We start from the raw sequence: 24,749 nt of genomic DNA, 5'->3' as shown, positions 1-24,749 counted from the left end.
GCATTGCTACCGCGGCGCGCGGAATCGCCCTAGCCTGGCGGCATGTCGACCGATCCTTCCCTCAATCACGCCGACGTCGAGCCGCACTCCGGAGGCATCTCGGCGAAACTGAACTGGCTGCGCGCCGGCGTGATGGGCGCGAACGACGGAATCGTCTCCACGGCCGGCCTCGTCGTCGGTGTGGCCGCCGCCACCACCGACGAATCGACGATCCTCACAGCGGGTTTCGCCGGGCTCGCGGCCGGCGCGGTGTCGATGGCCCTGGGGGAGTACGTGTCGGTCAGCACGCAGCGTGACACCGAGCGGGCGCTGCTGCACAAGGAACGTCGCGAGCTCGAGGAGATGCCGGACGCCGAACTCGAGGAGCTGACCGCGCTGCTCGAGGGCAAGGGGATGTCGAGGGCGACGGCGCGCTCCGCGGCGAAGGAGATGACCAAGCGCGACGCGCTGGCCGCGCACGCCGAGGTCGAACTCGGCATCGATCCCGAGGCGCTGGCCAATCCGTGGGCCGCGGCGTTGTCGTCGGCGGTCTCGTTCACCGTCGGCGCCCTCGTGCCGCTGCTCGTGATCGTGCTGCCCCCGGCGAGCTTGCGGATCCCCGTCACGTTCGTGTCGGTGCTCGTGGCGCTGGCCCTGACGGGTTCGGTCAGCGCGTGGCTCGGCGGCGCGCGCCGCGGCCGGGCGACGTCCCGCGTGGTGATCGGCGGTGCGCTCGCGATGATCGTGACGTACGCGGTGGGTATGGCGTTCGGGACCGTGACGGCCTGAGCCGGTGCCGCCCGGCGACGGGCGGCACCGGCCGGTCGTCATTTCTTGCGGCTGATCATGATCGGGCAGGGCGCGTTGTGCAGCAGGTTCTGGCTCACCGACCCGAGCAGTGCGCCGGTGAACTGGCTGCGGCCGTGGCTGCCCACCACGACGAGCTGTGCGTCCTCGAGCTGGCGCAGGATCACCTTCGCGATGGGGCCCCGGTCCACGACGCGGCGGACCTCCACGTCGGGGAACTTCTCGTGCCAGCCGGCGAGAGTCTCGGACAGGACCGCGGATTCGGACTCACCCACCGCCTCCCAGTCCACCAGCGTCGCGACCGTGCCGACGCCGAGGGCGGCGTCCCCGATCCAGGAGTGCACCGCGACCAGCGGCACACCGAACAGCGAGGCGTACTCGAAGGCGTGCCCGACCGCGGCCGTCGACAGCTCGCTGCCGTCGACGCCGACGACGATGGGCCGGGTGTCCGGCAGCGGTCGTGCTGTGTCGCCGCGCCACACCACCACCGGGCACGGGGCGTGGTTGGCCACGCGCAGCACGGTCGAGCCGAGCAGGAAATTCTCCACGGCGTTGGCACCGGTGGCGCCCATCACCACGAGGCGGGCGTCCTCGGCGGCCTCGAGCAGTGAGTTGGCGGCGGGGCCCGGACCGATGAAGCTCTGCACCTCGAGATCCGGATGGTCGGAGCGGACCACGTCGGTGACGTTCGACAGGATCGCTTCGCCGTCCTCCCGGAGCTGGTCGACCATCTGCGCCTGGATGAGCACCGCGGCCTCGCTGTAGAAGATGCCCTCGCTGGGCAGCGAGTGCACCAGGTGCAGGGGCGCTCCGAGACGAGCGGCGAGGGCGGCCGCCCACCGGGCCGCACTCGTGGCGACGGCGGAACCGTCCACGCCCGCTACGACGGCATTCCGGTTGGCAAGTGTGCTCATTCGAACTCCTTCTCGGTGCATTCTCCGCGCTCGGGGGCGCATGTCGAGTGTTTCACGGAACCAGGACCGCCGCGCCGCCGAAACGCCCCGCGGACAGGTCCTCGAGCGCGCGGTCGGCACGGTCGAGCCCGTACGCGGTGGTGGTGACGCGCAGGCGGTGTTCGTTCGCGAAGCCGAGGAACTCGTGTGCGTCGGAGCGGGTGTTGGCCGTGACGCTGCGCACCTGGCGTTCGCGGAACAGGTGCTGCTGGTAGTTCAGCGGGGGCACGTCGCTGAGGTGGATGCCGGCGACGGCGAGCGTGCCGCCGGCGTCCAGTGCGGCGAGAGCGGTGGGCACCAGTTCCCCGGCGGGGGCGAACAGGATCGCCGAGTTCAGCGGCTCGGGCGGCTCGTCGTATGCGCCCTGCGCGGAGGCCGCGCCGAGTTCGAGGGCGAGCCGCCGGGCGGTCTTGCCGCGGGTCATGATGTGCACGCGGGCGCCCCGGGCGAGGGCGACCTGCGCGGCGAGGTGGGCGCTGCCGCCGAAGCCGTACAGGCCGAGCACGCCGCCGTCCGGAACCTCGGCGCGCAGCAGCGCCCGATAGCCGATGATGCCGGCGCACAGCAGGGGGGCGAGTTCCGCGTCGGCGTACCCGGACGGCAGCGGCAGTGCGAAAGCGGAAGGGACGGTGGCATATTCGGCGTAACCGCCGTCCGCGTCCCAGCCCGTGTAGGTGGAGTTCGGGCACAGGTTCTCGTCCCCGCGCAGGCAGTACCGGCACCGGCCGCACGTGCTGCGCAGCCACGGGATGCCCACCCGGTCGCCTACCCGGTGCTCGCCGAGGTCGCCACCGACCACCTCGCCGACGACCTCGTGGCCGGGGACGACGTGCGGCCGGTGCACCGGCAGGTCGCCCTCGCTCACGTGCAGGTCGGTACGGCACACCCCGCACGCGAGGACACGCACCAGCAGTTCCCCGGGCGCCGGTTCGGGAATCGGTTCCCGGACCGGTCGCAGCGGATGCTCCGCCGCGGGGCGTGGGATGTCGACACGCCATGCTCGCATCTCTCCAGGGGTGCTCATGCGCGCCTCCTTCCGTCGTCCGGGCTCAGCATGCCCTTTCTCGGCGGTGGTCGGCCAGGGGACAAGGACACGGTCGGCAGTGGTTCACTTCCACAGCGGTTTCGCCGCCCGCCGCGCCCGCTTCCACGCGCGTTCGAGCTGCGCGACCTGCGCTTCACCGATCTCGAGTTCGCGCTGGTAGGCGATCCCGAGGCCGAAGCTCGACTCGGCGGTGTGGTCCTGCTCGGAGACCATGTCGAGCAGGTGCTCGCGGGCGACCACCGAGTCCTGGAATTCGCCGAGCAGATCCTGGAAGTCGTCGAAATGATCGAGGGCGCGCTGGGCGCGCTTGCGATGCAGCGGCCGCAGCACCTCGATGGCGTAGCGCATCCGCTTGGCGCCCTTGCGGGCCCGATGGACGAGTTCGTCCCGCTCGGCGTGCGTGGCTGCCTCCCCGGCGTTGCGGACCCGGCGCGAGACCTTCTTCGCGAGGCGGGCGAGGGCGCGGTCGAGGTCCTTCGGGCGAACCTCTCGTCGCTGTTCGCCTGGACCGGATCCGACTGCCCCCCTCGCCAGCCCGTCGATCAGTGCGTCGAGCGAACCCAGCAGGGCCGCGTAGCGGTCCGAGTCGAGGGTGCCGACGGCCTCGAGCCGGGCCGCGTCCGACCGGGCGGAGAAGTACTCGTCGACGCGGGCGCGGATGGCCTCGCGCTGCGCTTCCACGGGCACCTCCCCGACGCGGTCCACGATGCGCTCCCACTGCACCTCGAGGTCGCGCGAGGGGCTGAGTTTCCTTCCCGCCCAACGTAGTTCGTCGACCAGGCTGTCGTCGATCGCGAAGGTTCCCGCATACGTCTGCAGGGCACTGCGGATCCGGCGCAGGGCCTTGCGCATGCTGTGGACGGCGTCCGGGGCGTCCCGGCGCACGCCGATCTCGGCGAGCTCGAGGGTGCGCAGCTCGCCGCGCAGGTAGTCGCGCAGGTGCCCGGCCGGGCCGGGCACCGGCTCCTCGGTGGGCAGCAGATCGGCGAGCGCCCGATGCAGCTTGGAGGGATTCGGGGCGCGCTCGATTCCGGCGGCGGTCAGCCGATCCTCGACGACATCGAGCAGATCGGTTCCGGCCGAGGCGAGCTCGACCTCGATCTCGCGCCACCGCTGCGGCTCGCTGCCCTCCCCTCGGGTCGCGACGACGTCGTCGACGACGATCTCGGCGAGGGCCCGCCCCTCGTCGTCGATCAGGCGGTGGCGCCACCGCTGCGTGTTCAGCACCGCCGCGAGCGCGACGGGACGCGCACGGCGCACCCCGTGCAGGAGGGCGAGCAGTTCGGCCGGTGGCCGGGCGGTGTCGTCGCCGAGGGGGAAGCGCACCTCGGTCCGGGTGTCCGTGCCGGCCGGGAGCTTCACGTGCCAGCCGGCGTCGTGACCCCCCTCGCGGCGGCGCAGGGTGATCCCGGCGCGCAGCAGTCGCAGATCGTCGGTGTCGTAGTACCGCGCCGACAGCTGCTGAAGGTCGGGTTCGGGGTGTCCGGCGACGCCGGGCAGGCCCGACAGGTCCGGCAGCTGCTGCGCGTGCCCGACCGCGTACTTGCGTTCCGATTCCTGAACCGCGTCGATCCTGGGCGGCGTGGTCATGCGATCCGACTCCTGTTCCGGCGGTTGCCCTGCGTGTCCTCGTCGCACTCGTCGGCGGCGTTCGTCAGACCACTCTGCCACCCCGGCGCCGACCTGTGCCCGTCGCACGTGATCGCCGCAACGGCCCGGCTGCGGCCGGCCCGGGAGCGGGGCCCTTCGACTCTGTCCGACCGCGTGCCCGTCGGGCGATCATCGAATAACCTGGGCCGGGGAGGACACAGATGAGGATTCTGGTGACGGCGGCGAGCAGGCACGGCTCCACCACGGAGATCGCCACGGCGCTCGCGGCCGCCCTGCGCGACAAGGGAGCGCACGTCGACGTCGTCGCGCCCGAGCAGGTCGACGCCGTGGACGGCTACGACGCGGTGGTCCTCGGCAGCGCCGTCTACCTCGGGCACTGGTTGCATCCCGCCAAGACCTTCGTCGATCGGCACGCCGGCGCGCTGCGGGAGCGCGCCGTGTTCCTGTTCTCCTCGGGCCCGATCGGCGACCAGGACCGCCCCGTGAACAGGCCGTACGACGCCTCCCTGGCGACGGAGCGCACGGGCGCGCGCGAGCACCGGATGTTCGCCGGGAAACTGGATCCGGAGGTGCTCGGCGCCGGCGAACGCGTGGTTGCCCGCATGACCGGAGGACGCACCGGAGACTTCCGGGACTGGGACGCGATCGGGACCTGGGCCGCGCAGATCGTCGAGTCCGTGGAGCGGCATGCGGTCGAGTCGAGCGGCTGGGGGAGAGACAACGATGGTTACTGAGATCCGGCCGGACACCGCGGCGATCCGGGATGCGGTCGAGTCGGCGTGCCGGGCGCCATCCCTGCACAACAGCCAGCCGTGGCGTTGGGAGTGGACGGGCGAACGGCTCGAACTGTATGCCGTCGCCGAGCGCATGCTCGGCCACACCGATCCGAGCGGCCGGCAGCTGGTTCTCGGCTGCGGGGCGGCGCTGCACCACGCCCGCGTCGCGCTGTCCGCCGCGTCGTGGATCCCCACCGTGACCCGGCTTCCGGATCCGTCGCGACCGGACCTGCTGGCCGTTCTCGACTTCGACCGGCCCCACACGGTCGACGCCCGTGACGCCGCCCTCGCCCTCGCGATCGGCGCCCGGCACACCGACCGGCGGCCGTTCGCGGCGCCCACGACCCTGCGCGAGAGCCTGGTGGATCTGGAGAACGCCGCCCGCCGGGAGGGGGCGTCGCTGTCGATCCTCGACGCCGAGGCCCGCTCGGACCTCGCGCGGGCGTCGGAACTGAGCGCGGCGATCCGCGAGGGCGACGAGGCATACCGGCAGGAGCTGGCCTGGTGGACCGGTCGCGCGGAGCCCGGCGACACGGGCGTGCCGGCGTCCGCGCTGCTCGACGACGAGGCCGCCGGGGACATCGATGTGGGACGGCGGTTCCCCACGGGCGCAGGAACTCTGGACACTGCGCAGCCGAAGGCGGACGCGTCGGCGCTGGCGGTGCTCAGCACCCGGGCCGACGAGCGGATCGACTGGCTGCGGGCGGGGGAGGCGATGTCCGCGGTACTGCTCGAGGCCACCGCGGCGCATCTGGCGACGTGCCCGCTCACCCACGTGACGGAGATCGAGGCCAGCCGCGGCATCGTGCGCACGGCGACGGCGCGGACCGGGGAGGTCGCGGGATTTCCCCAGGTGGTGATCCGGTTGGGGGCCCGCAGCGCGCGGGGACTGCCCACCACGTCGCGACGTCCGGTCGACGAGGTCTTCGTCGACCGGAGCGGACGGGACGGATAGCCGCCGGCAACCGGACGAGTGGGATCAGTCGGACGGGTTGCGGTACTTGTCGGCGAGTTCCCGGGCGCGTTCCCACGGCGACCAGTTCACGTCCCGGCCCTCCAGCTGGGCCTCGAGCACCTCGAACCCGGCGTGCCAGTCGGCGCCGTGCGCGTAGGCCGAGTCCTCGTCCTCGACGGTGTGCGTGAGCGTCAGCCAGCAGCCCCCGGACCCGTCCGGCACCAGTTCCCAGTGCAGGACCTCGGCGTCCCACATGTACTCGAGGATGCGCCCGGGATGCACGGAGATGACGGTCCCCGTGGCGGTGTGGTCGGCGGGCAGCCCGAGGCGCTCGGCCTGCTGCTCGGTGGCATGGAAGACGAGCTGGGCACCGGGGGTGAGATCCAGTTCTACGCGGGCCGGGAACCAGGCGCGTAGGTACTCGGGGTCGGTGATGACCCGCCATACGCGGTCCGGGGGATGGGCGAAGGCGTGCTGGAAGCGCAGGGCGACGCGGCCGTCGTAGGTGCGCGAGACGGTGCCGTTATCCATGGGGTCCTCCAAGACGTGAGCCCGTGCGATCAACGGGGTCCTGGTGTGCTGTGCCTCCATGCTGCCAGGTTTCGGGCGCTGGCGAAGCGGGTCCGTCGACCTGTATACGGATCGTCGAACTCCACGGCGCGGGCCAGCAACTGCAGTGGTCGTGAATAGTCTTGGGGCGCAACGTCATATACATCGGGATACAGGTTGTCCCCGAGGATCGGCAGGCCGAGCGAATTCATGTGCACGCGCAACTGGTGCGTCTTGCCGGTGCGGGGCAGCAACCGGTAACGGCCCAGCCCGGCGTCCGTTTCGAGCAGTTCGACGCGGCTGAGGGCGTTGATCTCACCCCGCACCTCCCGCGCCTGCAACACGCCGCGCTCCTTGACGATGCGGCTGCGCACCTCGCGCGGAAACCGCATCCCGGGCACGTGCCGGGCCACGGCCTCGTACTCCTTGTCGACCCGGCGGGCATCGAAGAGCGACTGGTAGGCCCGGCGCGCACCGGCGTGGACGGTGAAGACCAGCACGCCCGCCGTGAGTCGATCGAGCCGATGGGCCGGGCTCAGCTCCGGCAGGTCGAGTTCCCGGCGCAGCCGCACCAGCGCCGTCTCGGCCACCCACGACCCACGCGGTGTCGTCGCCAGGAAGTGCGGCTTGTCCACCACCAGCAGATGCTCGTCGCGATGCAGGACATCGATCTCGAACGGCACCCGCTCCTCGACCGGCGGATCGCGGTACAAGTACACGAATCGGCCTGCCGCGTACGGGGTGTTCCCGGTGATCGCCGCGCCGGCACCGTCGACGACCTCACCGGCCGCGACCTTCTCCTGCACGCGCGCCGCGTCGGCGGGGAAGCGCGCCAGCAGAAACTCCGCCACCGTCGCCCAGGAGCCGCCGTCGGGCAGGCGCAGGCGGGTCGGATTCAGGCCGTCGCGGACGGGCAGCGGGGCACGGCGCACACCCGCACGGTAACTGTTTCCGCCAACCGACCGCGCGGCGACCGCAGGATGGCGACACTGGTGGCGGAAGAACCGGACGGAACGGGACAAGGAGCGGGCGATGAATGATGCGCCGATCGTGGTCGGGGTCGACGGATCGGCGCCGGCGCGCGCCGCGCTGCGGTGGGCGGCCGGCGAGGCCGTCTCCACGGGGGTGCCGCTGCTGCTCGTCTCCAGCGCGAACGCCGGCGGGATCGGCGCCTCGTCGCCGTTCGTCGACGAACTGCGATTCACCGCGCGACGGAACCTGGCGTCCGCCGCGGAGACCGTGGAACGCGAGCACCCCGAGCTGTCCGTACGCACCGAACAGTCGAGCCTGGTGGCCGCACAGGCGCTGCTCGGGTATTCCGGTCGGGCACGGATGCTCGTCCTCGGCCGGCGCGGTCTCGGCGAGTTCACCGGCGGACTGGTCGGATCGGTGACCTCCGCGGTGGTCGCGCACGCGCACTGTCCCGTCGCGGTGATCCCCGGGCCCGACGAGAGCGGACGGGGCGCGGACGGCCCCGTCGTGGTCGGTGTCGACGGCTCGCCGGCGAGCCTGCACGCCCTCGACGTCGCGTTCGAGGCCGCAGACCGCTACAAGGCGCCGCTGGTGGCGGTGCACGCATGGTCCGACCGAGACCTCGTCGACGTCGTCGCCGGCACGCCCGGAGCCACCTGGGAGGACGTCGACCAGCAGGAGAGCGTCGTGCTCGCCGAGTCCCTCGCCGGCCGCACGCAGGACTATCCGAACGTCGACGTGGAACGGGTCGTCGTGCGGGACCGCCCGGTGCGCCACCTGCTCGAGCGGGCGGAGAACGCCCGGCTGCTCGTCGTCGGCAGCCGCGGCCGCGGCGGCTTCGAGGGCATGCTGCTCGGCTCGACGAGCCGGGCGCTGCTGCACACGACGCCGTGCCCGCTGCTCGTGGTCCGGCGCGACTAGGGATACCCGGGTCGGGTCTGCTCGTCCGGCGGCGGTGTGCGGCGGATGGGCAGGCCCAGCGCGCTGCGATCGCAGGCCCGCACCAGGTCCGTCGCCGTGACGATGCCGACCAGTCGTTCGCCCGACACGACGGCCACGAGGTCGAGCCCCGGCCGCAGCAGCACCCGGCTCGCGACCTCGGCGAGCGACGCGTCGGCGGGCACCCGCGCCGCCGCGGGCAGCGGCCGGGCCCGGTCCGAGACCGCGACGACCGTGCGCTCGCCCTCCGGGACGGGCGTCAGGTCGGACAGCGACACCACCCCGGTGGGCCGGTGGCCGTCGTCGACGACGGGGAAGACCCGGTGGTGCGAGCCGCGGGCCGCGACGGCGAGGAGCTGCGCCACGCTCCAGCGCGCGGGGGCGGCCACCGGCGACGGCGTCATGACGTCGCCGATCCGGGTGTCGCCGAGCTGATGCCGTAGCGACGCGTTCGCGAGCTCGGCGTTGGCCGCGGTCCGCAGGAACCAGCCGAGGAGCATCAGCCACAGGCCGCCCGCGCTGCCGAGGGCGAGCGTCTCGGCGGCGCCGAGCAGGATCAGCGCCAGCCCCACCGCGCGGCCGGAGCGCGCGGCGCCGCTCGCGGCCGCGAGGCGGTCGCCGGTGCGGCGCCACAGCACCGCCCGCACGACCCGTCCCCCGTCCAGCGGCGCACCCGGCAACAGGTTGAACACGGCCAGCACCAGGTTGGTCGCGCCGAGCCAGCCGATCGTCGCGGTCACCAGCTCCGGGACGGGCGGGCCGAGGAACGAGGCCGCCGCCAGCGCGACGACGCCGATCCCGACGCTCGTGAGCGGTCCGGCCAGCGCGATACGCAGATCGGCTTTCGGGTTCGGGGGTTCGTCGCGCAGCTCGGAGACGCCGCCGAGCAGCCACAGCGTGATCCCGTCCACCCCGACTCCGTAGCGGCCCGCCACCACCGAGTGCGCAAGTTCGTGGGCGAGCAGCGACACCAGCAGGCCCACCGCCGCGGCGACGCCCGCGATCCAGAACTGTGCGGGGCTCGGACCGCTGATCCGGGCGGGCAGGATCGCCCCGGCAAGCAGCCACGACAGCAGCCCGAGCGTCGCGAGCAGCGACCAGTGGGCCCGGATCTCTATCCCCGCGACCCGGCCGAGCCGGATCGATCCGCGCAGCATCGTCACACCCCCGGACGGCAGATCATGGTCGGGCACGGCGCGTGGTGCAGCAGCGCCTGACTCGTCGAGCCCAGGAGCAGGCCGCCGAGCAGTCCCCGGCCGTGGCTGCCGACGACGCTCAACTGAGCGTGCGTCGCCAGCCGCAGCAGCAGGTGCCGGGCGCCGATCTGCTCGACGATCTCGGTGACCGGCACGTCCGGGTACCGCTCGCGCTGCCCGGCGATGCACTCGGACAGCAACGCCGTCTCCTCGGCCTCGACGACTGCCCAGTCGATCAGTTCGAGCGCCGAGGTGCGGCCCGCCACCTCCCCGGCACCCCACGCGTGCGCGGCGAGGACGCCGACCCCGAGCGCCGCGGCCATGTCGAACGCGGCGGTGACCACCGGGCCCGCGTCCTCGCTGCCGTCGATGCCGACCAGCACCGGCCGGCGGTCCGTGCCCGGTTCGGGGACCGGATCGCCCCGCCAGACCACGACCGGGCAGGTGGACCGGTTGGCGACCCGCAGCGCGGTGGAGCCGGTGAGCAGCGAACCGAGCGCACCCGTGCCGGTGGCTCCGAGCACGAGCATCCGGCTGCGGTCGCCGTGTTCGAGCAGCGCCAGGTCGGGTGGGCCGTCATGGACGGTTGTGACCACCTCGAGATCCGGGTGCCGCCGGTGCAGCGCCGCCGCGGTGTCGTCGAGCAGTTCACGGCCGATATCGGCGAGGCGCTGGGTGTATTCGGTCCGCGCGCGCAGCGCGGCGTCACTGAAATAATTCCGGGGGCCCGGCAGCGAATGGACGAGCTGCAGGTTCGTGCCGAGCCGCGCGGCGACGGCTGCGGACCAGGTCGCGGCCTGTTTCGCGGCGTCGGAGCCGTCGATTCCGACGGTGACCGGCCGCCTGCCGAGGTCGCTGCTCATTGCGCCTGCCTTTCGGTTCGGCTTTGCTCGATAACGATTATGTGCAAGCCTCGTACAGGCCGACGTGGACCTCTACCGTGTTGTTGCGTAACTGTCGGGGCCACAGTTGTTGTTGCTACAGATGTGCTGATGGAGCCTGGTGTGACTCATACTTCCAGAACCAAGGCCGGACGCCGAGGGGTTCGGGCGCTCGTCCGATTCCTGATCGCGGCGCTCGTGCTGCCGCTCGCGGTGGCCTTCGCCGGCGCGGGCACCGCCTCGGCGGACCCCTACTCCCGCCTGCGGGAACACTGGGTGCCGGCGCCGGGCGGGGTCGGCCAGATCAAGGTCCGCATCTGGCTGGCGAACAACGGCAGCAACAAGGCCATGTACCTGCTCGACGGCCTGCGCGCCACCAACGACGTGAGCGGCTGGGAGCACGAGACGAACGCCGCGTGGCTGTCGGATCACGGCGTCAACGTGGTGATGCCGGTCGGCGGCCAGTCGAGCTTCTACACGGACTGGTACGCGCCGAGCAACCTCAACGGCCAGCGCTACACCTACAAGTGGGAGTCCTTCCTCACCCAGAACCTGCCGGACTTCCTGGCCGGTACGTACGGCATCGACCGTTCCAGCAACGCGATCGTGGGCCTGTCGATGGGAGGCAACGCGGCGCTGATCCTCGCGGCCTACCACCGCGACCAGTTCCGCTTCGCCGGTTCCATGTCCGGTTACCTGAACCTGTCCGCGCCCGGTATGCGCGAGGCGATCCGCCTCGCGATGATCGACTCCGGCGGCTACAACGCCGACTCGATGTGGGGCCCGCCGTGGAACTCGGCGTGGCTGCGCAACGACCCGTTCGTCGCCGCGCCCAGCATGCGGGGGCTGCCGATGTGGATCTCCGCGGGCAGCGGCCTGCCCGGCCAGCACGACCGGCCGAACTCCGCGATCGGGGTGTTCAACACGGGTAACGCGATGGGACTCGAGGCGCTCGCCCTGGCGCAGAACCGCGCGTTCCAGGTGCGGTTGGCGACCCTGGGCATCAACTCCGCCCACTTCGACTTCCCGGCCGCCGGCACCCACACGTGGGGTTACTGGCAGGACCAACTGTGGGCGATGCTGCCCATGATGAAGTCCTCCATCGGTGCCTGAACGGTTCTCCCCGCCGGCACCCGGCACCCTGCGGGGCCGCACCTTCGTGGTGACCGGCGCGAACAGCGGCCTCGGTGCGGCCACCGCCCGGGCGCTCGGTGCCGCCGGTGCCGACGTGGTGCTCGCGTGCCGGAACGTGGCCAGGGGCGAGGCGGTCGCGCGGGATATCGGTCCGCACGCGCAGGTGCGCCGGCTCGATCTCGCCGACCTGGCGTCGGTGCGGGAGTTCGCGTCGGGCATCGAGACCGTCGACGTGCTCGTCAACAACGCCGGCGTGATGGGTGTGCCGCTGAGCCGCACGGTGGACGGCTTCGAGATGCAGATGGGCACCAACCACCTCGGGCACTTCGCGCTGACCGGGCTGCTGCTCGATCGGCTCACCGACCGCGTGGTCACCGTCTCGAGCATGAGTCACCGGTTCGGGCGCATCCATCTCGACGACCTGAACTGGGAGCGCCGCCGGCACTACAGCCGCTCGCTGGCCTACGCGGAATCGAAGCTGGCGAACCTGATGTTCAGCCTCGAGCTCGGGCGCCGGCTGGCGGCCGCCGGATCGCCGCTGCGGGCGGTGGCCGCGCATCCGGGCTACGCGGCCACCGACGTCGGCACGCACACCGGAACGTGGTTCGACCAGTTGTTCCGCCTCGGGAAGAGAGTGCTCGAGCGCACCCCGGCCCAGGGCGCCGAATCCGTGGTGGTGGCCGCCGCCGATCCCGAGGTGACCGGCGGCTACATCGGGCCGGACCGCTTCTTCGAGCTGTACGGCCCGCCGACCGTGGCCGCCTACAGCCGCCGCGCCGGAGATCCGGACACCGCCCGGCAACTGTGGGAGCTGTCGGAGAAGCTCACGGGCGTGCGGTTCGAGCTCTAGCGAACGGCGCCAGCAGGCCCGCGTACGGCTTCGCCGGCGGGACGGCGAACTCGCCCCGTTTGCCGGTGCGCAGACCCAGCGTGACCAGGGACTGGACGAACAACGTCGCCGCGGCCACCCCGTCCACGACCGGGGCGCCGAGCTCCTCGGAGATGTGTGCGCACAGGTCGGCCATGCCGGCACACCCGAGCACGACGGCGTCGGAGCCGTCCGAGTCGAGCGCCTCGAAACAGGCCTCCGTGACGATCTTGCGGGCGTCGGGATCGGTCTCGAGGTCCAGCACCGGCAGCTCGCACGCGTGCACGCCGAGGCAGGACCGGCGCAGGCCGTACCGTTCGGCCAGATCCCACGTCCGGCCGGTGGTCCGGCCCAGCGTCGTGACGACGGAGAAGCCACGGCCCAGGAGCGCGGCCGCGTGCATGGCGGCCTCCGCGATGCCGACGACGGGTCCGGCGGCGATCTCCCGCGCTGCGTCGAGCCCCGGGTCGCCGAAACAGGCGATGACGTATCCGTCGACGCCGGCCTCCTCGCCCGCGGCGATCTCGGCGAGCACACCCGGTACGGCGAGCGCCTCGTCGTAGTGGCTCTCGATCGAGGCGGGACCCATCGTGGGGCTGACCGCCTCGACATCGGTGCCCGGGCCGGCGACGGTCCGGGCACACGCCTCGATGGTGGCGGTCATCGACCGGGTGGTGTTCGGGTTGACGACCTTGATGCGCATTCCGATCAGCCCACGCTCACCGGTTCGGCGGAACCGTCGCCGACGCGGACCGCGAGGGCGGTGCGGGTGGCGAGGACGTAGTAGACGGCCAGGCCGAGGCCGCACCCGATGAACCAGCTGTACTGCGCGGCGGTGTGCATGCCGGGCGCGGACTTGACCAGCACCGGGATCACCGCGACGGCGGCGCCGACGACGGTGGCGATCACCGCGGCGGGGTTGTAGCCCTTGCGGTACCAGTACGCGCCGCGCTCGGACATGGTGAACAGATCGTCGACGATCACCTTCTGCCTCCGCACCAGGTAGTAGTCCGCGATCAGGATGCCGAACAGCGGACCGATGAACGCGCCGAGCGTCTCGAGGGTGTAGTGGATGACATCGGGGTTGTTGTACAGGTTCCACGGGGTGATCAGCACCGAGCCGACGGCGGCGATCATTCCGCCGGCGCGCCAGCTGATCCGCTGGGGGCTGACGTTGGAGAAGTCGAAGGCGGGGGAGATGAAGTTGGCGACGATGTTGATGCCGATGGTGGCGACGGTGAACGTCAGGGCACCGAGCACGATCGCGAAGGTCGAGTCGATGCGGGCGACCGTTTCGACGGGATCGGTGATCAGCTCGCCGTACACGGGCAGGGTCAGCGACGCGGTGATCACCACGAGCAGCGAGAACACCAGGAAGTTGACCGGCAGGCCGAGGAGGTTGCCCTTCTTCACCGCGGCGAAGGACTTTCCGTAGCGGGAGAAATCGCCGAAGTTCAGCATCGGTCCGGAGAAGTAGGACACCACCAGCGCAATCGCGCCCAGCATCACCGGAATCGCATCCAGGCCCGTGTAGGTCACCGAGCCGAGATTCAGATCGATTGCGCTCCAACCGGCCTGGGAGATCAGGTAGCCGCACAGCAGGAACATCACGACATAGACTGCGGGACCGCAGAAGTCGATGAACCTACGGATCGACTCCATGCCGCGCCAGAATACGCAGGCCTGCACGACCCACAGGGTCAGGAAGCTGCCCCAGCCCAGGGCGGAGAGTCCGGCGAAGCCGTAGTCCTCCACCACCGCGTACGGGGCCAGCGACGGGAACAGCTTGATCAGCACCACATCGAGCGCCGCCGAGGCGAGGAACGTCTGGATTCCGTACCAGGCCACCGCGATCAGGCCGCGGATGATCGCGGGTATGTTCGCGCCGAGCACCCCGAAGACGCTGCGGCAGATCACCGGATAGGGCACGCCGGTCACCTGACTGGGCTTGGCGACGAGGTTGCAGAAGAAGTAGACGATCGTGATGCCGGCGAGCAGGGCCACCAGCACCTGCCAGCTGGCCAGGCCGAGGGCGAAGAGGCTGCCGGCGGTGACGTAGCCCCCGACGCTGTGCACGTCGGACATCCAGAACGCGAAGATGTTGTACGAGCCCCAGCTCTGCTTCTTCAGCGGGGCGAGGTCCTCGTTGGTGAGCCGCGGGTCGTAGTCCGGCTCGACCAGCCCGCCGCCGACGGGGTGGCCCGCCGCTTCGACGAGGTCGTCGGCGCCGAGCACGGCGCCGCGCGGCAGATCACGGCGGGGAGAGATCAATTCGGTCATGGGTACTCCTGGACGTCGACGACCGGCGGGGTGCCGATCGGTTCGGCACGGCGCAGGTCCGCGAGGAAGGCAGTGGACCCGGAATCTCAGCGACGGTGGTGAATTCCGATGAGGTGAACGGTAACGATCAGGTGTTGCCGGTGGGTTTCCCGATCGGTATATCTTCCGGGGTCAGCAACCCGGCGTCGGCGGGCAGCGTCGCGATCACGGAATCGAGCCGATGGTTGTGGGCGTCGGCGGCGGCGAGGAGCCCCGCCGTGTCCCGGGCCAGGAACGCGGTCAGCATCCGCTCGTGCTCGGCATGCAGAACCGTCCGCTGCACCGCGGACACGTGCACCATCGGTTGCACGGGTTCGGTGATGTTCCAAGCCGATTCGAGCATGTGCAGCAGCCGGTGCATGCGCGACGGGCCGGCCAGCGCCAGGTGGAACTCGCGGCTCTCGCGGTGGTAGGTGTGCGGATCGTCGTCGGCGACGGCGCGTTCGAGGCGTGCGTGGACCCATGCGGCGTGGGCGTGATCGGCTTCGGTGGCCAGCGCCACCGCCGCCGTCAGTGCTGCCGTCTCGAGGGTTTCCCGCACGAGATACATCTCGCGGAGTTCGGCGGCGGTCAGCCGGGCGACGGTGTATCCGTGGTTCCGCCGGTGGTCGACGAGTCCCTCGCCGATGAGGGTTTTCAGCGATTCCCGGATCGGGATGCGGCTGACGCCGAACAGTTCCGCCACCTCGGGTACCGGGATGGGGGTTCCCGGCGGGACGGCGCCGGAGAGGATGACGCGGCGCAGTTCGTCGAGGATGGCCTGCTGGGGACGGCCGGGGGTCCCGGATTCGAGCCGGTCGAGCAGTATCGACCTGCGACGTGGCGGCACGGGACCCCTCCTACTGCTCCCTTCGGAATTCCGGCGCGACGGGCGACGGAAGCGAGGCGACCCTATCGCCGGCCTGTTTCGGGAACGTGTCGGCGACGTGTCGGCGCCGGGCGGGTGGCCGAGCGGGTTCCTTTCCCGGATGTCCCGTTCCCCGTAGGGTGGCCGACATGACGGCTTGGACCACACGCGACATCCCGAAGCAGGACGGCCGCACCTTCGTGGTGACGGGCGCCAACAGCGGCCTGGGCGAGGTGGCGGCCCGCGCACTCGGGGCCGCGGGGGCGCGGGTGGTGCTGGCGTGCCGGAACGTGGCCAAGGGCGAGGCCGTGGCCCGGGAGATCGGGCCCAACGCGCGGGTGCGGCGCCTCGATCTGGCCGACCTGGCATCGGTGCGTGAATTCGCCGGGGGCGTCGACGAGGTCGACGTGCTGGTCAACAACGCCGGCGTGATGGCAGTACCGCTGCGCCGCACCGTCGACGGATTCGAGATGCAGATCGGAACCAATCACCTCGGCCACTTCGCCCTCACCGCCCTGCTGGGCGAGCGCGTCACCGACCGCGTGGTGACGATGTCGAGCGGCATGCACCGGATCGGTCGCATCGATCTCGACGACCTGAACTGGGAGCACCGTCGCTACGACCGGTGGCTGGCGTACGGGCAGTCGAAGCTGGCCAACCTGCTGTTCACCCACGAGCTGCAGCGCCGGCTCACCGAGCAGCAGTCCCCGGTCGTGGCGGTGGCCGCGCACCCGGGATACTCCTCGACGAACCTGCAGTCACACACCGAGTCGATCCAGGACGTGTTCCTGGGCGTGGCGAACCGGCTGGTGGGGCAGTCCCCGCAGACCGGAGCGCTGCCGCTGCTGTACGCGGCCACCGCGCCCGGCGTCGAGCCCGGCGGGTACTACGGTCCCGGTGGCCTGTTCGAGCTGCGGGGCGCCCCCGAGCGTGTCGAATCCAATTCGCGCTCGCACGACGAGGCTGTCGCCCGCGGACTCTGGGAGCTGTCGGCGCGGCTGTGCGCCCCGGCCGGATAGCGGAACCCGGGACGGCAACCGCACGGTCGGTCCGAGACGCCCCGGCCGGTCCGGGACGTTCCGATCAGTCCGAGACGCGCCGGAGGTAGAGCAGCCGGTCGCCGGCCTCCACCGCCTCGACCTCCGGGGACCCGACACGCAGCAGGCGGCCGTTGCGTTCGACGCCCAGGACGATGTCGGGGAGGTGCCGCGGTGAGCCGCCGACCTCGCCGGGTTCGACCTCGCGTTCGGCGATCGCGAAGCCTTCCTCCGGGGTGAGCAGGTCCTCGATCATTTCCACGACGTTCGGGGTGATGGTGGCGGCTCCGAGCAACCGGCCCGCCGTCTCGGAGGAGATCACCACCGTGTCGGCGCCCGACTGGCGGAGCAGATGGGTGTTCTCCGATTCGCGGATGGCCACGACGATCTTGGCGGCGGGGGCGAGTTCACGGGCGGTGAGGGTGACGAGCACCGCGGTGTCGTCGCGGTTGGCGGCGACGACGATCGAGTCGCAGTGCGGCACCCCGGCCAGGCGCAGCACGTCGGACTTGGTCGCCGAGCCCTGGACGGTGACCAAGCCCTGGCCGCTGGCGGCGTCGAGCACCACGGGGTCGGTGTCGACGACGACGATGTCCGAGGGCGCGGCGCCGTCGCCGAGCATCGCCTCGACCGCGGTGCGGCCCTTGGTGCCGTAGCCGGCGACGACGGTGTGGTTGCGCACGCGGTGTCGCCAGCGTTGGATGCGGAAGGTTTGGCGGGAGCTCTCGGTCAGGGCGGAGAGGGTGGTGCCGACCAGGATGATGAGGAAGAAGATCCGCAGCGGGGTGATGACCAGGACGTTGACGAGGCGGGCCTGCGGTGTGATGGGGGTGATGTCGCCGTAGCCGGTGGTCGAGAGCGACACCGTCGCGTAGTAGAGGCAGTCCAGCAACGACAGTTCGTTGTCCTGGGCGTCGGAGTAGCCGTCGCGGTCGAGGTAGACGACGAGCACCACCAGGGCCAGGGCGATCAGGGCGTATCCGATCCGGCGCACGATCGCCCGGCCCGGGCTGGTCTGTAGCTGCGGCACCCGCAGGATGCCCACCAGCGCGAAGTCGGGTCGCTCGGTCAGGGCGTCGGAACGGCTGAACCGGGTCCTCAGCGTGCTACCGGGCACGACCGGTGCCGTTCGGTGCCGCGGCCGGGTGGGGGTCCGGTCGCTCCTGGTGCGCTGTCGGTGACATCGTCTGCAGCCTACGTCGTTCCGGTGCTGTCAGGTGAGTTCGCTGAATCGTTCGGTGTTCCGGACCCGCCCGGAGACGATGATGGTGTCCCCGGGGGCGAGGACGGTGTCGGCGGTGGCGTAGGTGAAGTCCTCGCCGGGACGTTTGATCGCCACGACGGTCACGCCGAAGTCGGAGCGGACGGCGGTGTCGCCGAGGCGCCGGCCGATCGCGAACGCCGGCGGGGTCGTCTTGACCATCGCGAAGCCGTCGTCGAACTCGATGTAGTCGATCATCCGGCCGCGCACCAGGTGGGCGACCCGCTTGCCCATGTCGTGCTCCGGCCGGACGACGTGGTGCACCCCGATCTGGGTGAGGATCTTCGCGTGCGCGTTGCTGATCGCCTTGGCCCAGATGTTGTGCACGCCCAGGTTGATCAGGGCGGAGGCGGTGAGCAGGCTGGCCTCGAGATCGGAACCGATTCCCACGACGGCGCGGCCGTACTCGTGCACCGACAGTTGCCGCAGCGATTCCTCGTCGGTGGTGTCGGCGACCACGGCGTGGGTCAGGCGGTGGGCGACCTTCTGCACCACGGCGTCGCTGGAGTCGATGCCGAGGACCTCGGTGCCCTGGCTCATCAGCTCGAGCGCGAGCGACTTGCCGAACCGCCCGAGCCCGAGCACGACCACCACGTCGGCGGCGGATTTCCTAGCCAATGAAGGGCCTTTCTTCCGGGAGTTCGTAGCGCCGGCCGCGATCGCGGGCGGCGAGAGCGCTCACGAGGGTGATCGATCCGATGCGGCCCAGATACATCAGGAGCACCAGGATCAGCTGCCCCCAGACGGGCAGCTGGGCCGTGATCCCGGTGGACAGGCCGACGGTGGCGAACGCGGAGGTGACCTCGAACAACAGGACGTTGAGGTCGAACGAGGTCCCCGCCAACAGGGCGATGGTCGGCACCATCACCAGGGCGACACCGATCAGGGCCACCGACAACGCCTGACGCTGGACCCGGGTGTCGATGCGCCGGTCGAAGACGCTCACCGAGCGCTCGCCGCGGGCCTCGGCGAGGATGACGAACAGCAGAAGGACGAAGGTGGTGACCTTGATTCCGCCGGCGGTGCCGCCGCTGCCGCCGCCGATGAACATGAGCACGTCCGTCACCAGGAGGGTGGCCGGGTCCATCTGGGCGTAGTCGACGCTGTTGAAGCCGGCGGTGCGGGGCATCACGCCCTGGAACGCGGCGACGAGCAGCTTCTGGCCGAAGTGGTAGTGCTGCAGGGTGCGGGTCCACTCGAGCACCAGCACCAGCATCGGTCCCACCACCAACAGCACCGCGGTGACGGTCACGGTCAGGCGGGTGTGCAGGCTCCAGCGGTGGCTGCGGCCGCGCAGGTGCCGGGTCACTTCGAACAGGACCGGGAACCCGATGCCGCCCAGGATCACCGCGAGCATCAGCGGCACGCAGATCCACGGATCGTCGGCGAAGCCGATGATGTTGTCGCTGTAGAGCGCGAAGCCGGCGTTGTTGAACGCCGAGACGGAATGGAACACTCCCAGCCACACCGCACGCAGGGGCGGCTCCTCGTAGCCGAGCGCAAACCGCAGGGCGAGCGCCACCGCGGTGACCGACTCGATGAACACGCTCATCCGCACGACGCCGACGACGACCGAGCGGACGTCGCCGAGCCCCGACGCACGCACCTCGGCCGCGGTATTCAATCGGGCCTTGAGGCCGATCCGGTTCGCGAGCAGCAGGCCGACGAGCGAGGCCATGGTCATGATCCCGAACCCGCCGGCCTGGATCAGGGCCAGGATGATGCCCTGGCCGAAGCCGGACCAGTGCGTGGGCGTGTCGACGACGACCAGGCCCGTCAGGCACATCGCCGAGGTAGCGGTGAACAGGGCGTCGACGAGGGAGGTCGCGGTACCGGGCAGGCTCGCCGCGGGCGTGAGGAGCAGGAGCGTGCCGACGGCGATCGCGGCGGCGAAGCTCAGCGCCACGACCCGGACAGGAGTGAGCGTCGCCCGCGCCGCCATGCGCCGCAGCAGGGACGGCGCGAACGCACCGGTGCGTGTCCTCACCCGGAGGAGACTAGACCCGCTCCGGGCCGCCGGGGAACCGGACGGCGGTGGCCGGAGTTCGGACCCATGCCATGACGGCGGCGGGTGCGGGCCGCCGATCGGCGGAGGTGAACGTCACCGGTCTCTGCTGCGGGATCGGCGTGGCGCCGGCTCCCGTTCGTCCTCGTTGCCGGCGAGCAGGCCACGGACCCGTTCGCCGGCGGAGTCCAGTGCGCCCTTCGTCTTGTGCTCGGCGGCCTTCTCGACGACGTTCCCGGCCACGCCGCCGACGACGTCCGTCAGGCCCTTCGGCTCGGTCGTGGAGATCTCGAGCCTGTTGACTGCCTCGGCGAAACGCAGGTAGGTGTCGACGCTCGCCACCACGACCCGTGCGTCGATCGTGATGATCTCGATGCCCACGAGCGAGACGCGGACGAATGCGTCGATGACGAGTCCCTTGTCGAGGATGGTGTCGATGACGTCGGCGAGGCCGGACGAGTTCGGCCGTGCCATCGTGCCGCCGCCCCCACCTCCGCCTGCGGATTGGATGGTCATGGTCCGCGCTCCTGTCGCTCCAACGGTCCGCGAGCCGCCGCGCCGCGCGGGAGACCTCTCGTGGGGCGGTGCCCGTGTAAGGGCTATAGCCACGCGCTCCCGAGTCGAAACACGCCCGCGCGGAGAAATACGGGCGGGACCAGCTCCAAAGACATACCGTGCGACCGGTTTGTTGCTATCGTCGCTTCGGGCCGCGATCCCGGCAGGGAGGTCACTCCGCCTGGCATGCGAGCGGGGAGTCCCGGCCCCCTACGTCTCCGCGTCGTCCGGGACTGGACGAGGGGTAGTCCCCGCGGCGCGGAGACGTCACACCATTTCCGCGCGTCGCGGGCACGTCCCTGCGGAGATGGCCGGGTTACCGCACGCGCGGGCTGTTTCGGCGCCACGATGGGGGAATGCAGGTGATGAGCCTTCCCGAGGCGCTGTTCGTGCTGCTCGAAACCTCGTCGCGTCCACTGCACCTCGGGGCTCTCGCGTTGTTCGAGCCCCCGCCGGATGCCGGGGACGACCATGCCCGTCGCATGTACGAGACCCTGCTCGCCCACGACGAGGTGGCGGATCCGCTGCGCCGGCGTCCGGTGCGGACGCTGCGCGGGGCCGGCTACCCGTGGTGGTCGCGTCCCGAGGACGTCGACCTGCGGTTTCACGTACGTCACACCGCCGTGCCCGGATCCGGTTCGATGGCCGACCTGCTGGCCCTCGTCTCCCGGATCCACGGCTCGCCGCTCGACCCGCTCCACCCGATGTGGGAGGTGTACGTCATCGAGGGACTCGAGGACGGGCGCACCGCGATGTACGCGAAGATCCACCTGTCCCTCGCCGACGGCCCGGCCGGCCTGCGCCTGCTGCACCGGAGCATGTCCACCGACCCCGCCGCCCGCGACTGCCCCGCGCCGTGGAGCCCGGAGGTGGTGGCCCCCCGGGCTCGGCTGTCGCCCCTTCCCACCTCGTGGCTGCGCGCCGGGCTCCGGGTCGGCGCGGAGGTGTTCGCGATGACCCCGGAGATCGGCAGGCTGGTCACGGAGGGCGTGCGCCGGCACCAGGTGGCGCTGCCGTGGCAGACGCCGCCCACGATGTTCAACGTCGCGGTGGGGCGGGGCCGGACCCTCGCGGCGCGCTCCTGGCCGATCGAGCGGCTCCACTCGGTTGCGACGTCGGCGGACACCACGATCGACGCGGTCGTGCTGACGATGTGCGCCGGCGGCCTGCGCGCGTATCTGTCCGAGCGGTACGCGCTCCCGGAGGCACCGCTGACCGCGATGCTCCCGGTGCCGATGAACCTCGGTGGCGCCGCGGTCGGTCCCGGCGGCCGCGAACCCGGCGTCGGAGCGATGGTGATCGGCCTGGCCACCGACGAACCCGATCCCGCGGTGCGGCTCGCCCGGATCGCCGACTCGCTCGTCCACACCGACCGGGTGGTCACCGCGCTGAGCGGAACCCAGTTCCTGATGCTCAGCGCGTTGTCGCTGAGCCCGCTCGCGCTCGAGCCGGTGCGGCGGTTCGTCGACGAGATCCCGCCGCCGTTCAACGTGCTGATCTCCTACCTGCCGGGACCTTCCCGCACCCGGTACTGGAACGGTGCGCGGCTGACCGGCATCTACCCCGTGCCGGCCGTGCTGAACGGGCAGGCACTGAGCATCACCCTCACCGGGAACGACGGCCGGCTCGATCTCGGGGTGGTCGGCGACCGCCACGCGGTGCCCGCCCTCGACCGGCTGGTCGAGCTCCTCGAGGGCGCGCTCACCGAACTGGAGAGCGCTGTGGGTACCCGGCCGCGGTGAAGCCGGCCGGCTCCACCGGGCACTCGCCCCTGCCGATCTGCCCGAGCAGGTCGAGGGTGCGCAGGTAGCGCCGGACGAGATCGCCCGCCGACAGATCCGACTCCGCCGCCTCGCGCAGGGCCGCGGACACGCCGTCGCCACGGGCCCACCGGTGGATCGCCCGCATCGCCACCGGATCCGGTTCGGGGCCCGCGGGCAGGCCGTGCCGGCGCTCCGCGTCCGACAGCTCCCGCCACAGCCGGACCGTCGCGCGGTACGCGGCGTCGACACCGGCCGTGGGGGCTCCGCCGCTGGGCGCCGGCCGTCGCGATTCGCCGAGCACACTCGACACGACGGCGGCCAGCTCGGCCGGATCGAGGCCCGCCCACACGCCGGTTCTCAGGCACTCGGCAACGAGAAGGTCGCTGCCGCAATAAATCCGGCCCAGCATCCGGCCGTGGTCGGTGGCCACCGCCTCGCCGGTGTACGGGTCGGACAGGATGTACCCGCGTTCGTCGAGCAGCCCGAGGACACGGTCGAACGTCTCCACGAGCCGGCCGGTGGCGGCGGCGACCTGCCCGCGCAGCACCTCGGTGTCGGCGGCCAGCGCGCGACGGCGCTCGGCGACGGTGATCAGGCGTTCCCGATCGGCGTGCCGGTGCCCGGGGTGCGAACGCACGGCCCGCGCGAGAGCGGTCACCGCGTCGGCGGTGCCGCTGGTGCGTGCCGCGGCCAGCCGCTCGCGCAACTGCTGGTACTCGGCGAAACCCTCGGCGTCCCCGAGTTCGTCGTCGAGCCGGTGGAGCGTCGCCGCGTTCGTCGTCGCCGCGGTGGCCAGCGCGGCCACCGAATGCTCCGCCTGGAACTGGGCGAAGGACCGGCCGAGCAGGTCCCGGGCTCCGGGGACGCCGAGCCGGTCGACGAGGTTGACGGCGGTGTTGTAGCCCACCCGCAGGGAGCTGTTCAGCGGGTAGGTGCGGGTGGAGGCGAGCCCCGCGACGGTGGCCGGCTGCACCTCCGGGCTCCACAGCACGACCGCGTGGCCCTCCCGATCGATGCCGCGACGGCCGGCCCGTCCCGTCAACTGGGTGTACTCGCCGGCGGTGAGGCGGACCGGCCCGGCGGTGGTGTGCTTGACGAGGCGTTCGAGCACGACGGTCCGTGCGGGCATGTTGACGCCCACGGCGAGGGTCTCCGTGGCGAAGACGATCCGGACGAGGCCGAGGCCGAACAGCTCCTCCACGGCGTGCCGGAATACCGGCACCATGCCCGCGTGATGGGCGGCGAAGCCGCGTTCGAGTCCGTCGAGCCAGTCGGCGAATCCGAGCGCGTCGAGGTCGGCGGGGGAGAGGCCGGCGGTGTGCCGGTCGACGATGCGGCGGATGCGGGTGACGTCGGCGGCCTCGGTGAGCCGCAGCGACGAGCGCAGGCATTCGGCGACGGCCTCGTCGCAGCCGCTGCGGCTGAAGCGGAACCAGATCGCCGGCAGCAGCGACTCGGCCTCGAGCCGCGCGACGAGCTCGGGCCGGTCGACGCCGGCCGGGCCGGGCGTGGCCGTGCGGCGGCGCCGGCGACGCGACGGGACGGCGGGGGCGGCGTCGACGAGCTGGCGATGCGCGACGTACCGCACGAGGTTCTCGTCGATCGCACCGGTGGTGGGGGAGAACAGGTCGAACAGCCGGCCCCCGGCGAGCACGTGCTGGTGCAGCGGAACCGGCCGGGTCTCCTCGACGACGACGGTGGTCGCGCCGCGGACCCGGCCCAGCCAGGCACCGAACTCCTCGGCGTTGCTGACCGTCGCGGACAGGCTCACCAGGCGCACGGTGCCGGGTAGATAGAGGATGGCCTCCTCCCACACCGCGCCGCGCTCGCGGTCGGCGAGGTAGTGGACCTCGTCCATCACGACGTGGGTGAGCCCGTCGAGCAGGGGCGAGCGGCCGTGCAGCATGCTGCGCAGCACCTCGGTCGTCATGACGACCACGGGTGCGTGCGGGTCGACCGAGACGTCTCCGGTGAGCAGGCCGACCCGCTCGTCCCCGAGTTGCGCGGCGAGGTCGGCGTGCTTCTGGTTGCTCAGGGCCTTGATGGGCGTCGTGTAGAAGCACTTGCCGCCGGCGGCGAGCGCCAGGTGCACCGCGAACTCGCCGACGATCGTCTTGCCGGCGCCGGTGGGGGCACAGACGAGCACGTCCCGGCCCTCGTCGAGAGCGCGACAGGCGCGGACCTGGAAGTCGTCGAGCGTGAAGCCGAGTCCCGCGGTGAACTGCGCGAGCCGCGGCCCGTCCTGCCTGCACACGCAATCCACGCTACGCGTGCCTGGGGACGGACCGCGGCGAGCC

The 24,749-nt window shown here is 71.5% G+C and carries 23 protein-coding genes; 8 read left to right on the top strand and 15 right to left on the bottom strand.

The features are described from left to right. The first annotated feature begins 42 nt into the window (after positions 1-42). Positions 43-768 (top strand): VIT1/CCC1 transporter family protein, encoded by a 726-nt coding sequence (locus OCS65_RS23195; RefSeq protein ID WP_006946958.1) that lies wholly within the window; start codon positions 43-45, stop codon positions 766-768. Between the two features lie 38 nt (positions 769-806). Here OCS65_RS23195 and OCS65_RS23190 read toward each other — a convergent pair whose 3' ends face one another. From OCS65_RS23190 to OCS65_RS23180, 3 genes are all read right to left on the bottom strand, one after another. Then, positions 807-1,700 carry a universal stress protein gene (locus OCS65_RS23190; RefSeq protein WP_044476559.1) on the bottom strand — a complete coding sequence of 298 codons (894 nt, stop codon included), beginning with the start codon at positions 1,698-1,700 and terminating at the stop codon, positions 807-809. A 52-nt stretch (positions 1,701-1,752) separates the two neighbouring features. Beyond that, positions 1,753-2,745: a zinc-binding alcohol dehydrogenase family protein gene (locus OCS65_RS23185; protein WP_263510382.1), complete on the bottom strand. Its 993-nt coding sequence runs from the start codon at positions 2,743-2,745 to the stop codon at positions 1,753-1,755. 102 nt (positions 2,746-2,847) lie between these two features. Next, entirely contained in the window at positions 2,848-4,374 is a 1,527-nt protein-coding gene (locus tag OCS65_RS23180; RefSeq protein WP_263507735.1) for a CYTH and CHAD domain-containing protein, read from the bottom strand. 221 nt (positions 4,375-4,595) lie between these two features. Between OCS65_RS23180 and OCS65_RS23175 the strand changes: the two genes are divergently transcribed. Continuing rightward, on the top strand, positions 4,596-5,129 hold the full coding sequence (locus OCS65_RS23175; RefSeq protein ID WP_006946953.1) for a flavodoxin domain-containing protein: 534 nt from the start codon (positions 4,596-4,598) through the stop codon (positions 5,127-5,129). Further along, entirely contained in the window at positions 5,119-6,126 is a 1,008-nt protein-coding gene (locus OCS65_RS23170) for an Acg family FMN-binding oxidoreductase (RefSeq protein ID WP_044476558.1), read from the top strand. Before OCS65_RS23175 ends, OCS65_RS23170 begins: the two co-directional genes overlap by 11 nt. A gap of 24 nt (positions 6,127-6,150) precedes the next feature. Here OCS65_RS23170 and OCS65_RS23165 read toward each other — a convergent pair whose 3' ends face one another. Together OCS65_RS23165 and OCS65_RS23160 are read right to left on the bottom strand one after the other, a co-directional pair. After that, the gene (locus OCS65_RS23165) at positions 6,151-6,657 is read right to left on the bottom strand and encodes an SRPBCC domain-containing protein (protein WP_006946948.1); all 507 of its coding nucleotides are present in this window, start codon (positions 6,655-6,657) and stop codon (positions 6,151-6,153) included. A 29-nt stretch (positions 6,658-6,686) separates the two neighbouring features. Beyond that, a complete protein-coding gene (locus OCS65_RS23160) occupies positions 6,687-7,607 on the bottom strand; it encodes a pseudouridine synthase (RefSeq protein WP_168579248.1) in 921 nt (306 codons plus the stop codon). 100 nt (positions 7,608-7,707) lie between these two features. On the opposite strand from OCS65_RS23160, the gene OCS65_RS23155 reads away from it, so the two are divergent. Then, the gene (locus OCS65_RS23155) at positions 7,708-8,568 is read left to right on the top strand and encodes a universal stress protein (protein ID WP_050034685.1); all 861 of its coding nucleotides are present in this window, start codon (positions 7,708-7,710) and stop codon (positions 8,566-8,568) included. Here the strand turns inward: OCS65_RS23155 and OCS65_RS23150 are convergent. Beyond that, positions 8,565-9,743 carry a site-2 protease family protein gene (locus OCS65_RS23150; protein WP_168579249.1) on the bottom strand — a complete coding sequence of 393 codons (1,179 nt, stop codon included), beginning with the start codon at positions 9,741-9,743 and terminating at the stop codon, positions 8,565-8,567. The genes OCS65_RS23155 and OCS65_RS23150 overlap by 4 nt on opposite strands. A 2-nt stretch (positions 9,744-9,745) precedes the next feature. Next, on the bottom strand, positions 9,746-10,645 hold the full coding sequence (locus OCS65_RS23145) for a universal stress protein (protein WP_263507730.1): 900 nt from the start codon (positions 10,643-10,645) through the stop codon (positions 9,746-9,748). Between the two features lie 129 nt (positions 10,646-10,774). On the opposite strand from OCS65_RS23145, the gene OCS65_RS23140 reads away from it, so the two are divergent. Next, positions 10,775-11,776, top strand: coding sequence for an alpha/beta hydrolase (locus OCS65_RS23140; protein WP_174824773.1), 1,002 nt, complete (start codon positions 10,775-10,777; stop codon positions 11,774-11,776). Then, positions 11,769-12,647, top strand: coding sequence for an oxidoreductase (locus tag OCS65_RS23135; protein ID WP_006946928.1), 879 nt, complete (start codon positions 11,769-11,771; stop codon positions 12,645-12,647). Before OCS65_RS23140 ends, OCS65_RS23135 begins: the two co-directional genes overlap by 8 nt. On the opposite strand, the gene OCS65_RS23130 is transcribed toward OCS65_RS23135, so the two are convergent. The 3 genes from OCS65_RS23130 to OCS65_RS23120 all read right to left on the bottom strand — a co-directional run bounded on the left by OCS65_RS23130 (position 12,622) and on the right by OCS65_RS23120 (position 15,813). Beyond that, the gene (locus OCS65_RS23130; protein WP_029541727.1) at positions 12,622-13,368 is read right to left on the bottom strand and encodes an aspartate/glutamate racemase family protein; all 747 of its coding nucleotides are present in this window, start codon (positions 13,366-13,368) and stop codon (positions 12,622-12,624) included. The genes OCS65_RS23135 and OCS65_RS23130 overlap by 26 nt on opposite strands. Positions 13,369-13,373: 5 nt before the next feature. After that, positions 13,374-14,945: an NCS1 family nucleobase:cation symporter-1 gene (locus OCS65_RS23125; RefSeq protein ID WP_006946924.1), complete on the bottom strand. Its 1,572-nt coding sequence runs from the start codon at positions 14,943-14,945 to the stop codon at positions 13,374-13,376. Between the two features lie 127 nt (positions 14,946-15,072). Continuing rightward, the gene (locus OCS65_RS23120) at positions 15,073-15,813 is read right to left on the bottom strand and encodes a GntR family transcriptional regulator (RefSeq protein ID WP_029541731.1); all 741 of its coding nucleotides are present in this window, start codon (positions 15,811-15,813) and stop codon (positions 15,073-15,075) included. A 167-nt stretch (positions 15,814-15,980) separates the two neighbouring features. Between OCS65_RS23120 and OCS65_RS23115 the strand changes: the two genes are divergently transcribed. After that, on the top strand, positions 15,981-16,850 hold the full coding sequence (locus OCS65_RS23115; RefSeq protein WP_006946917.1) for an oxidoreductase: 870 nt from the start codon (positions 15,981-15,983) through the stop codon (positions 16,848-16,850). Positions 16,851-16,914: 64 nt separating this feature from the next. On the opposite strand, the gene OCS65_RS23110 is transcribed toward OCS65_RS23115, so the two are convergent. The 4 genes from OCS65_RS23110 to gvpJ form a co-directional block, all read right to left on the bottom strand. After that, positions 16,915-17,985, bottom strand: a complete 1,071-nt coding sequence (locus OCS65_RS23110) for a potassium channel family protein (protein ID WP_006946916.1) — start codon at positions 17,983-17,985, stop codon at positions 16,915-16,917. Positions 17,986-18,081: 96 nt separating this feature from the next. Continuing rightward, positions 18,082-18,720, bottom strand: a complete 639-nt coding sequence (locus tag OCS65_RS23105; protein ID WP_029541736.1) for a potassium channel family protein — start codon at positions 18,718-18,720, stop codon at positions 18,082-18,084. Between the two features lie 19 nt (positions 18,721-18,739). Further along, positions 18,740-20,116, bottom strand: a complete 1,377-nt coding sequence (locus OCS65_RS23100; RefSeq protein ID WP_006946913.1) for a TrkH family potassium uptake protein — start codon at positions 20,114-20,116, stop codon at positions 18,740-18,742. Between the two features lie 114 nt (positions 20,117-20,230). Then, complete coding sequence (gene gvpJ / locus OCS65_RS23095; RefSeq protein ID WP_006946912.1) at positions 20,231-20,650, bottom strand: gas vesicle protein GvpJ; 420 nt, start codon at positions 20,648-20,650, stop codon at positions 20,231-20,233. A 395-nt stretch (positions 20,651-21,045) separates the two neighbouring features. Here gvpJ and OCS65_RS23090 point away from each other — a divergent pair, with 395 nt between their 5' ends. Further along, positions 21,046-22,431 (top strand): wax ester/triacylglycerol synthase family O-acyltransferase, encoded by a 1,386-nt coding sequence (locus tag OCS65_RS23090; RefSeq protein ID WP_029541738.1) that lies wholly within the window; start codon positions 21,046-21,048, stop codon positions 22,429-22,431. Here OCS65_RS23090 and OCS65_RS23085 read toward each other — a convergent pair. Continuing rightward, positions 22,391-24,706 (bottom strand): DEAD/DEAH box helicase, encoded by a 2,316-nt coding sequence (locus OCS65_RS23085; RefSeq protein ID WP_263507725.1) that lies wholly within the window; start codon positions 24,704-24,706, stop codon positions 22,391-22,393. The two genes, OCS65_RS23090 and OCS65_RS23085, sit on opposite strands and share 41 nt — an antisense overlap. Between the last annotated feature and the right edge of the window lie 43 nt (positions 24,707-24,749).

Origin of the sequence: Rhodococcus aetherivorans, assembly GCF_025722975.1 — a bacterium.
In the GTDB taxonomy this organism is placed as follows: domain Bacteria; phylum Actinomycetota; class Actinomycetes; order Mycobacteriales; family Mycobacteriaceae; genus Rhodococcus; species Rhodococcus aetherivorans.
The sequence above is the reverse complement of the archived record's forward strand: the minus strand, read 5'-3'. Positions and strand labels throughout refer to the sequence as shown.